8 protein-coding genes and 1 pseudogene are annotated in these 8,762 nt (G+C 63.7%); 6 read left to right on the plus strand and 3 right to left on the minus strand.

Annotated elements, in window-relative coordinates:
- Positions 1-453: pseudogene (locus VN856_RS07070) on the plus strand (spore coat protein CotH); the annotation flags it as partial.
- On the opposite strand, the gene VN856_RS07075 reads toward VN856_RS07070, so the two are convergent.
- Positions 447-1,400: a hypothetical protein gene (locus VN856_RS07075; protein ID WP_325687503.1), complete on the minus strand. Its 954-nt coding sequence runs from the start codon at positions 1,398-1,400 to the stop codon at positions 447-449. The pseudogene VN856_RS07070 and the gene VN856_RS07075 sit on opposite strands and share 7 nt — an antisense overlap.
- 102 nt (positions 1,401-1,502) lie before the next feature.
- A complete protein-coding gene (locus VN856_RS07080; RefSeq protein ID WP_325687505.1) occupies positions 1,503-2,867 on the minus strand; it encodes a cytochrome P450 in 1,365 nt (454 codons plus the stop codon).
- Positions 2,868-3,019: 152 nt separating this feature from the next.
- Here VN856_RS07080 and VN856_RS07085 point away from each other — a divergent pair, with 152 nt between their 5' ends.
- The 3 genes from VN856_RS07085 to VN856_RS07095 all read left to right on the plus strand — a co-directional run bounded on the left by VN856_RS07085 (position 3,020) and on the right by VN856_RS07095 (position 4,697).
- Complete coding sequence (locus VN856_RS07085; RefSeq protein WP_325687507.1) at positions 3,020-3,847, plus strand: isocitrate lyase/phosphoenolpyruvate mutase family protein; 828 nt, start codon at positions 3,020-3,022, stop codon at positions 3,845-3,847.
- A 6-nt stretch (positions 3,848-3,853) separates the two neighbouring features.
- Positions 3,854-4,387 carry a G/U mismatch-specific DNA glycosylase gene (gene mug, locus VN856_RS07090; RefSeq protein ID WP_325687509.1) on the plus strand — a complete coding sequence of 178 codons (534 nt, stop codon included), beginning with the start codon at positions 3,854-3,856 and terminating at the stop codon, positions 4,385-4,387.
- A 148-nt stretch (positions 4,388-4,535) separates the two neighbouring features.
- Positions 4,536-4,697 (plus strand): hypothetical protein, encoded by a 162-nt coding sequence (locus VN856_RS07095; RefSeq protein ID WP_325687511.1) that lies wholly within the window; start codon positions 4,536-4,538, stop codon positions 4,695-4,697.
- A gap of 10 nt (positions 4,698-4,707) precedes the next feature.
- Here VN856_RS07095 and VN856_RS07100 read toward each other — a convergent pair whose 3' ends face one another.
- Positions 4,708-5,274 carry a TetR family transcriptional regulator gene (locus VN856_RS07100; RefSeq protein WP_325687513.1) on the minus strand — a complete coding sequence of 189 codons (567 nt, stop codon included), beginning with the start codon at positions 5,272-5,274 and terminating at the stop codon, positions 4,708-4,710.
- A 241-nt stretch (positions 5,275-5,515) separates the two neighbouring features.
- Here VN856_RS07100 and VN856_RS07105 point away from each other — a divergent pair, with 241 nt between their 5' ends.
- Both VN856_RS07105 and VN856_RS07110 read left to right on the plus strand, forming a co-directional pair.
- Positions 5,516-6,382 carry an amidohydrolase family protein gene (locus VN856_RS07105; protein WP_325687515.1) on the plus strand — a complete coding sequence of 289 codons (867 nt, stop codon included), beginning with the start codon at positions 5,516-5,518 and terminating at the stop codon, positions 6,380-6,382.
- A gap of 6 nt (positions 6,383-6,388) precedes the next feature.
- Positions 6,389-8,605 (plus strand): acyl-CoA dehydrogenase, encoded by a 2,217-nt coding sequence (locus VN856_RS07110; RefSeq protein WP_325687517.1) that lies wholly within the window; start codon positions 6,389-6,391, stop codon positions 8,603-8,605.
- Positions 8,606-8,762 lie beyond the last annotated feature (157 nt).

The following is an 8,762-nucleotide window of genomic DNA, read 5'->3' on the forward strand; positions in this document are numbered from 1 at the left end:
AGTGCCTGTCTGCATGCCAGCAATACCGAGTCGATTCCGCCGGGCATACCCGCTCCGGTGAACTTCGAGGTCTACCACCAACCGCTGAAAGACGACAACGACACGACGGACTTGTGGGCTTTCAACGACCTTGGGACCGGAAAGTCGTTGACTAATCAGGCCTACAACCGCGTTCTGCATGCCAGCGCTACGCAGGTCACGCCGCAGGGGCACAAATATCTCTACACGTGTGCGCCGAGTAACGGCGAACATGCTGAAGAGTTCACGATTGCTCCGGTGCCCGTCCCGGTCACGGACCCCGCCAATCCGCCGGGCCGGTTCGCCTACACCGGGTATTTCAACCTCATCAGCGTGCGGACCAATGAAATGGCGAAGTATGGACTCGACCTCACGCCGGGCGGCAGGGCCAGGGTTCACCAGGAACTTCCCGGTTCCAACCTCTACTTCTACTGAGCTGCCTCGGGGTAGTCGAACACGACGTAGCCACCCCGGTCGTCGACGATGAGGAGTCTCCGTTCGGCGCCGCTGGAGAATGCGACGACGCCCTCTGGCTTCATCGATCGATGGAAGGTGACATCGAGCAGCTCTACGTCGTCGCTGCCGTTCCAGGTGCCGAGCTGAAACGGTTCATCGCCGCTGCTGGTCGACCGCCCGAGCAGAATCAGGAAGTTGCCGGCCTGCTCGTCGTACGAGATGTCACGGATGCCCTGCTTCGCGGTTGATCCCGGTACGCGGGCGTGCACGATCGACGGCTCCCCAAGCGACGCTGTGTTCCACTGGGCAGCGCCTGCGTCGACGGGGACCCGAATCACCGTGGTGCTTCCGTGGTCTGCGGGACCCCGCTGGCCGAACAGGAGCGTCCCGGTGTGGGGGTCCCAAGCAAGGCCTTCGATGTTCAGCCCACCCGCGTCCGGTTCTCGCTGGCCGGCTGCGGCGAGCGAAGGCACGTGGCGCAGCAACCAGTCGCGGAATCCGTGCATCGCTTCGGTCTGCAGGTCACCGTGGGGTGTGTAGCGAACGCGCACCAATCCGTCCGACCTTTTACCGCCCTCGACGCAGAGCGAGGACGCGACGATGAGAGAGATCTCGCCGTCGTGGCCGACGCGGGTCAGCCCCTCGGGATCACGCAACTGACCCTCGGCCACGCCGGCCATGGGGCGGCGTGCAATCCGTTCGACTTCCGTGCCGTCGGCGCCGAGTGCGAGTTCGAACAGGGCTGACGGGTCGTTGTTGTCGATGAAGACGAAGCGGTCCGGACCGACTTGCGCAACGCCCGAGGCGTTGAACGGCGCCTTTCCGTTCTTGTGGTCGAACGGGGTCGACTTGACCTTCTTCCGTCGGCCCAGACCGGCAGCGAATGCGTGAAACGCCGCCGTGACTTTGGCAGTCCAGTTCGCCACGTCGTCCTTCCCCGGCCGCAACTTGCTGGCAAGCGCCGTCGCCAGCCATTGTCATGCTCGCTGGGTACCGCTTCGAACCGCCGATTCGCGTGGCCGCCAATTTCACCGTGCGTCGACATGGGCCGGGATGGGCCCCTTTGCGACAGTGGTGCACGGCGATTCGAGCGGAAAGTCCTTGTCCGTCGAACGGATCCGGCTAGACCGGACGATGGTGGCGAGCGCGAGGGTTGTTACCAGCATCGCGAAGTGTTCACCGATGCACGAACGTGGCCCGGCGGCGAATGGGATGAATTGCCAGCGGTCGCGGTTAATGGAGTTCTCCGGGCTGAACCGATCGGGGTCGAAGACCAGCGGGCGCTCCCACAAGGCCGGATCCCGGTGCAGGGCATTGATTCCGATGGCCACAATGGTGCCCGCTTCCACTCGGTAGCCGTCTACCGCGATGTCTTGCAGGGCCACCCGGCCCACCCCTGCGGCCGGCGGGCACAGTCGCAACGATTCGTTGAGCACCTGGGCGGTGTATTCGAGGCGGGGGACGTCGGCTGGCGTCAGTTCTCGGTCGCCGATCTCGGCAACCTCGGCGGCGATCCGGTCCTGCATGTCGGGATGGTGGCCCAGTTCCCACAAGGCGTAGGTCAGCATCGTTGCCGTGGTGTCGTGGCCGGACAGCATGAAGATCAGCAGCTCGCTGCAGATGTCCTCGTCGGACAGCGGCCGGCCGGTGTCTGGGTCGGTGGCCGCGATCAACGCGTGGACCAGCGGTGCATCGCGAGTCGGATCTGCGCGGCACGCCTGCAAGATCTCCATGGTGGCCCGCTTCATCGTCGCCACCGCGGCGCGAGCGCGACGGCGCGGCGGCGTCGGGAGCCACCGCGGCGCACGCACCGGCCGTAATGCACGATCGGTCGCGTACCTCGACGCGAGATGCATGTTCTGTGCGATCTCAGTACCGAATTCGTTGACATCGACGCCGAGAATCGAGCGGCCGAGCGACCGCATGGCGAGTCGACGGCACTCCGCGTCGAGGTCGACGTCGCCCACCTCGCGCCACTGATCGGCGGATGTTTGCGCCGCCTGCGTCATGTGTCTGCCGAAGCTGTCGACGTTTTGTTTGGTGAACACCGGTTGTAGTGCGCGCCTGCGCGGTGCCCATTCCTTGTTCGGCAGGACGAAGAGGTTGTCGCCCGCCACGTTCCGCACTTCCTGGTGGATCTGGCATCGCTCGGTGAGTCCGTCCGCGCGTCCCAACACATCGCGGACCCCGTTGGGCGAGGTGACCAGTACAAGGGCCGGGGCAAACACCTTTGGCAGCGGTACGAAGCGGGTCACCGGTCCACCGGCCTGGCTCAGCAGTGGTAGTCCGGTGTGCAAAACTCGCGCCGCTGACAGCACCTGCCGAATGGGCAGCGGATTTTTCGGCGCCAGCGGAAGTGTGGCCACATCGAGTTGGTCGATCGTCGCGGTCATTGCATCAAGAATTATGCCGTGCCTAACGAATTGCAACAATTTGCGCCTGCTCGATGTCACCGCTCACCTAGATACTGAAGATCTGGACAGCGCCGGGGAATACCAGCGCGCACCATTCACGCTGACGATGACACGAACGACAGGAGCGCATCATGACCCAGGCCAAGCACTATGAGCGGTTCCTGGCCTTGCACCAGCAACCTCAAGCCTTCGTGATGCCCAACCCCTGGGACGGGTTGTCGGCCCTCATTTTCAAGAAGGCAGGCTTTGCTGCGCTGGCCACGTCGTCGGCGGCGTTGGCGGCCACGCTGGGTCGCCACGACGGGCGCCACGCAGTCAGTGTCGACGAGCATCTCGCGCACGCCAAGCTTCTGATCGAGGTCGGCGGATTGCCGGTCAACGGTGATTTCGAGGATGGCTATGGCAAGACGCCTGATGACGTCGCCGCGACGGTCCGTGCCGCGATCGAAGCCGGGTTGGCCGGCATCGGGGTCGAGGACACCTCCGCCGATCCCTCCAACCCGATCCGCGACTTCGATGACGCCGTAGCGCGTGTCGCGGCGGCGGCCCAAGCGGCCAAGGGCCGGATCGTATTGACGGGGCGCACGGACAACTTCATCCAGGGCCGCAACGACCTTGACGACACGATCCGACGTCTGACCGCGTTCGCCGAGGCGGGCGCCGACGTTCTCTACGCCCCATATCCGCCCGACATGGCCGCAGTGAAGGCGATCGTGAAAGCCGTTGCGCCCAAACCGGTTAACATTCTGGTGGGCACCATGTCGGAGACTCCGACGGTGGCTGAGCTTTCCGCCGCGGGAGTCAAGCGCATCAGCATGGGCGTCTCGTTGTACACCCACGCCGCGGCTTCTCTGCAAGACGCCGCGACGGCGCTGGCCAACGGCGACATTGCCTCCGCCACTTCGGGAATGCCTTTCCCCGAGGTGAATTCGCTGCTCGACCAAGTCGTCCGCGGCTGACCGGATGTGGCCGAGTTTGAACCGGATATCTTGACCGAAGGTCTCGATGTCGTTTTCTGCGGATTGAATTATGCATCCAGCGCCATCCAGGACGGCTACCACTTCTCACACCGCAATAACCGTTTCTGGCCCGTGCTGCATTTGGCCGGGTTCACCGACGTCCGCCTGCAGCCGGCCGATCAGCGTCGGCTGCTGGACTATGGGTGCGGGCTCACCGCGGTGGTCCGGCGACCGACGCGGTCAGCCAGCGAGGTTTCCCCTGAAGAGTTCCGGCTGGCACAACCCGAATTCGAGGCAAAGATCCGCCGCTACGCCCCGCGGGCGATCGCTTTTCTCGGAAAGCGGGCCCTGGCCTGCATGCTCGGTGTGTCAGACGTCGCGTGGGGTCGGTATCGCCCGGGCTTCGCCGGAGCCGAGGCGTGGGTGTTGCCCAACCCGAGCGGCTTGAATCTCGGCTTCTCACTTGAGCAGCTCGTCGACGCGTACAGCGAACTACGTCAAGCCCTTTCGGCATCCGGATCGGAAAGCCCCAAACATTGATGGGTCTCGAATCGGTGTCGACCGAAGGTCTATTAAGGTGAGCGTTGATGGAGATCTGGTTCTACGCGACGACGAGGACGGTTCGTAGTTGAGAAGGCGAATGTTCTTGCCACTCGCTGTCACGACTGTCATTATCGTGGCGCTTTGGATGCTTTGGTACAACTCGGGGCAGCACAAGCTCGAGCGGTGTGTCAAAGCTCAGCAGGACCACTTCTATTCGACCAGTGAGGGCCAGGAAATACACCGGCACGGTTCGGATCCGCCCGCTGACCTGTTTGTCTTGGAATGCAATCAGATGGGTATCAAGTGACGGTGAGCCGTCACCGGTCCGCCAGTAGCGTGCGCGCAACCCACTCGACGCGACTCAGCGATTCCTCCAACGTCATCATGCCGGCGAGCACCCCGGCAAGCGAGCTGCTCAGCGCGGCGTTGAGGCCGAACGTGATGTTCGGAACGTTCTCCGCTGCAACGCCTTCCAGGAGCCGGTTGAACATTTCGGTATTCGTGCGATTCATCTGATCAATCGTCGCTCTGGCTTCTAAATCGGTCGATGTCGTCGTCTGGAACATCAGCGCGGTCATATTGGGGTTGCGGTGGAACGCTCGCTGGGCACGTTGCAGGTAATCCAGGATGCCTGGCAGCGGGTCCTGATCGCTCCGGCCTGCGCGCGATGCGAGGATGCGCCGGGTGAGTCGCTTCTGCCAGTCCTCGAGCGCGGCCGCGAGTAGGTAGTCCTTCGAGTTGAAGTAGCGATAGACGGTGGCCAGCGCCACTCCGGAGCGCTTGGCGACGTCACGCATCTGCACCGCCTCGGCGCCGACGTCGGCAATCAGTTCGATGACCGCTTCGATGATCTTCGCTCGCCGGATGAGCTGGCGGCTGGTCATATCCGTCAGCGGAACGACAGCGGAATCAGGCTGCGTCACGGGAGTGTTGACGGCGCCACCTCCGACTCGGGCCCAACTACAAAACAGAACATATTTCTTGCCAAGTGCCCCGGCCGCGGGGCGTCAGGTCATATTAGACCAGTTGAGAGCCCCATTCAAACATTGACTTTGGTAGAACCGTGTTTCAATATGGACCCGCGGGCCGGTTACTCGCGGCACGTCATTGCGATCGGAGGACTCCATGCCCGGACCGGTGGGACTACCGGTGATCGACACCATGATCGGGTTTCCGCACCAGGGCTCCGCCCAGTACGACTTCATCCGCAAGCAGACCAAAGACCGGGAATCGAAGGAAGATTTCGAATTTCCGGTCGAGTACATGTTCAAAGACGTGCCGCAGGGACTGTCGACCGACGACCCAGTGTCACTCGTGCTGCAGCAGATGGACCGATTCGGGATCGAAATGGCGATGATCGGCGTCGGTGAGGGGTCCGCGCAGCAGGCGCTCAAGATGTTTCCGGACCGCTTCGTGCCGTCCGGAAACATCGACGATCCCAACGACGTGATGGGTTCGGTCAACGCGATCCGTCGCGACCACGAGCAGTTCGGGATCCGCGCCACGTCGGTATTCCCCGCGGGAACCTTTCCGCAGGTGCCCATCGACGACCCGAAGATGTACCCCATTTACGCCACCTGCGTCGAACTCGGCATTCCGATCTTCGTCTGCGCCGGAGTTCCCGGTCCGCGAGTTCCCTTTGCCCCACAAGAAGTCTCACGAATCGACGTCGTGATGTTCGACTTTCCCGATCTGGTGTTCGTCACCCGTCACGGTTGCGAGCCGTGGGAGGATCTCGCCGTCAAGCTGATGCTGAAGTGGCCCAACCTGTACTACTCGACGTCGGCGTTCGCGCCCAAGTACTACCCGAAGGCCATCATCGACTACGCGAATACCCGTGGCGCCGACAAGATCCTGTACGCCGGTTACTTTCCGATGGGACTGTCGCTTGAACGGATCTTCAGCGACATGCCCAACGTCCCGCTGAAGGACGAGGTGTGGCCGAAGTTCCTGTACGGCAACGCCGCCCGTATTCTCGGCCTCGAGGGCTGACGATCTATGGCACTGGCGATCACCGTCGAGCAGGAGCAACTCGTTGACGCGGTCAGCCGTTTCGCGGCCCGGCATGCGCCCATCGACAAGACCCGTGCCGCGTTCGGTTCGATCGCAGCCGGCGAATTGCCCTCCTGGTGGCCGGATTTCGTCGATAGCGGTTTCCACGCGGTGCACCTTCCAGTCCACGTCGGCGGCCAAGACGGCACCCTGGCCGACATGGCCTGCGTGGTCGAGGCGGCCGCCGCTGCGTTGTTGCCCGGTCCACTGCTGAGCACGGTGACTGCGAGCGCGGTAGCAGGTTTGGGAGATGCGTCGGCCAAGCCGCTGCTGACCGATCTCGCCTCGGGCGCGACGGCGGTCGTCATCCTGCCCGAGCATGGCGACATTCATGCGGTGCGTGACGGAGCCGCGTGGCGGCTCAACGGGTTGTCGGGATCGACGTTGGGAATCTGTGCAGCGCAACATATTCTGCTGGCGGCCCGTACCGACGACGGCAGCGAACGGTGGTTCGTGGCTACACCGGGCCCGGGCCTGACGATCGAATCGCAAGAAGGCACCGACCTGTGCACCGACGTGGGCATCGTGAAACTCGCCGATCACGTGCTGCCGGACGCCGCGGAAATATCGGGTATCTCCACCGAGCGGGCCCGCTGTGTCGTGGTGGCACTCGCGGCGTGTGCATCCGCGGGGGCGGTGCGCCGTTGCGCCGATGCCGCGACCGAATACATCCGGACGCGTGAGCAGTTCGGCAGACCCGTCGGAGCCTTTCAGGCACTGCAACACAAGGCCGCGACGCTGCTGGTGAATTCCGAACTGGCCGCGTCGTCGGCGTGGGACGCGGTCCGGGCAGCAGAGGAGTCCATCGAGCAGAACCGTCTCGCGGCCGCATCGGCCGCCGTGATGGCGGTCGGTGCGGCCCCCGACCTGGTGCTCGATGCTCTGCTGATGTTCGGTGCGATCGGTTACACGTGGGAGCACGACACGCACTTGTATTGGCGGCGCGCCACCAGCTCGGCGGCGTCGTTGGGTCCGATGACCCGTTGGACCCGGCAAGTAGGGGAGTTGGCTTGCAGGCTCAAGCGCTCCACCACGATCAACCTGGGTGACGTCGAGTCCGAATTCCGGGCCCGCGTCGCTTCCACGCTGGACGAGGCGCTGACTCTGTCCAACCATCACTATTCCGGCGACGTCAGGACCCCTGGCCTTGCCGTCGGCCCGCAGCGCGACCTGCTGGCGCGAGAAGGGCTGGTGGCGCCAAATCTGCCCGCGCCGTGGGGTGTTGGCGCTTCGGCGGTGCAACAGGTGATCATCGCCGACGAGTTCGGCAAACGCCCCGGATTGATCAGACCCTCGCTCGGTATCGCGGAGTGGATCCTGCCGACGATCCTCAACAACGGATCGGATCTGCAGCGCGAGCGCTTCGCGGGGCCGATCCTGCACGGGGTGCAGTCATGGTGCCAATTGTTCAGCGAACCCGGCGCCGGCTCGGACCTGGCGTCGCTGTCGACCCGGGCCGCCAAGGTCGACGGCGGATGGTTGGTCAACGGGCACAAGATCTGGACGTCGTTGGCAGACCAGGCCGAGTTCGGAGCATTGCTGGCCCGAACGGATCCCGACGCGAAAAAGCACCGCGGCATCGGCTACTTCCTCGTCGACATGGCGTCGCCCGGTGTCGAGGTCTCGCCGATCAAACAGGCCAGCGGACGTTTCGAGTTCAACGAGGTGTTCCTGACCGACGTGTTCGTGCCCGACGACATGCTCGTCGGTAAGCCTGACGACGGGTGGAGCCTGGCGGTATCGACCATGGCGGTCGAACGAACGGCTATCGGGAACTACGTCAGCATCGACCGGGCGGATGCACTTCGCAGGGTGGCCGAAGTAGCCGGCTCAGAGCAGGATGCCGCGTTGCGGGCGCTGGGCGAGATCGAGTCCTATAGCACCGCAATCAAAGCCGTGGTGCTGCGCGAAACCCTTCGACTGGTGGAGGGCCAGGGCCCCGGCCCGACCTCCAGCATCGCCAAGTACGCGATGGTCACGTTGTTGCGGCGCGCATGGACTGCCACCCTCGGCCTGACCGGTCGCATCGCGATGTTGGAGAAGTCCGAACCGGCGGTCATCCAGCCGTATTTCGACGCACCCGCCGAACTGATCGGCGGCGGAACCCCCGAGATCCAGCTGACGGTCATCGCATCGATGGTCCTCGGCTTACCGCGCAACTAAACATCGCTACAGAAAGGGCACTCGCGATGACGACACAGCTTTCCTTCCAGTTCTTCGACTGCGACAACCACTATTACGAAGCCCTGGACGCCTTCACCCGCCACATCGAGTCGCCCTACAAGAAGCGGGCGATCCAGTGGGCCCAACTCGACGGCAA

Origin of the sequence: Mycobacterium sp., assembly GCF_035603715.1 — a bacterium.
Classification (GTDB): domain Bacteria; phylum Actinomycetota; class Actinomycetes; order Mycobacteriales; family Mycobacteriaceae; genus Mycobacterium.

Bases quoted from the DNA above. Each gene is read 5' to 3' on its own strand.
- VN856_RS07085 (WP_325687507.1), top strand. From the start codon at position 3,020: ATGACCCAGGCCAAGCACTATGAGCGGTTCCTGGCCTTGCACCAGCAA.
- VN856_RS07100 (WP_325687513.1), bottom strand. From the start codon at position 5,274: ATGACCAGCCGCCAGCTCATCCGGCGAGCGAAGATCATCGAAGCGGTC.
- VN856_RS07080 (WP_325687505.1), bottom strand. From the start codon at position 2,867: ATGACCGCGACGATCGACCAACTCGATGTGGCCACACTTCCGCTGGCG.
- VN856_RS07105 (WP_325687515.1), top strand. From the start codon at position 5,516: ATGCCCGGACCGGTGGGACTACCGGTGATCGACACCATGATCGGGTTT.
- VN856_RS07110 (WP_325687517.1), top strand. From the start codon at position 6,389: ATGGCACTGGCGATCACCGTCGAGCAGGAGCAACTCGTTGACGCGGTC.
- VN856_RS07095 (WP_325687511.1), top strand. From the start codon at position 4,536: ATGCTTTGGTACAACTCGGGGCAGCACAAGCTCGAGCGGTGTGTCAAA.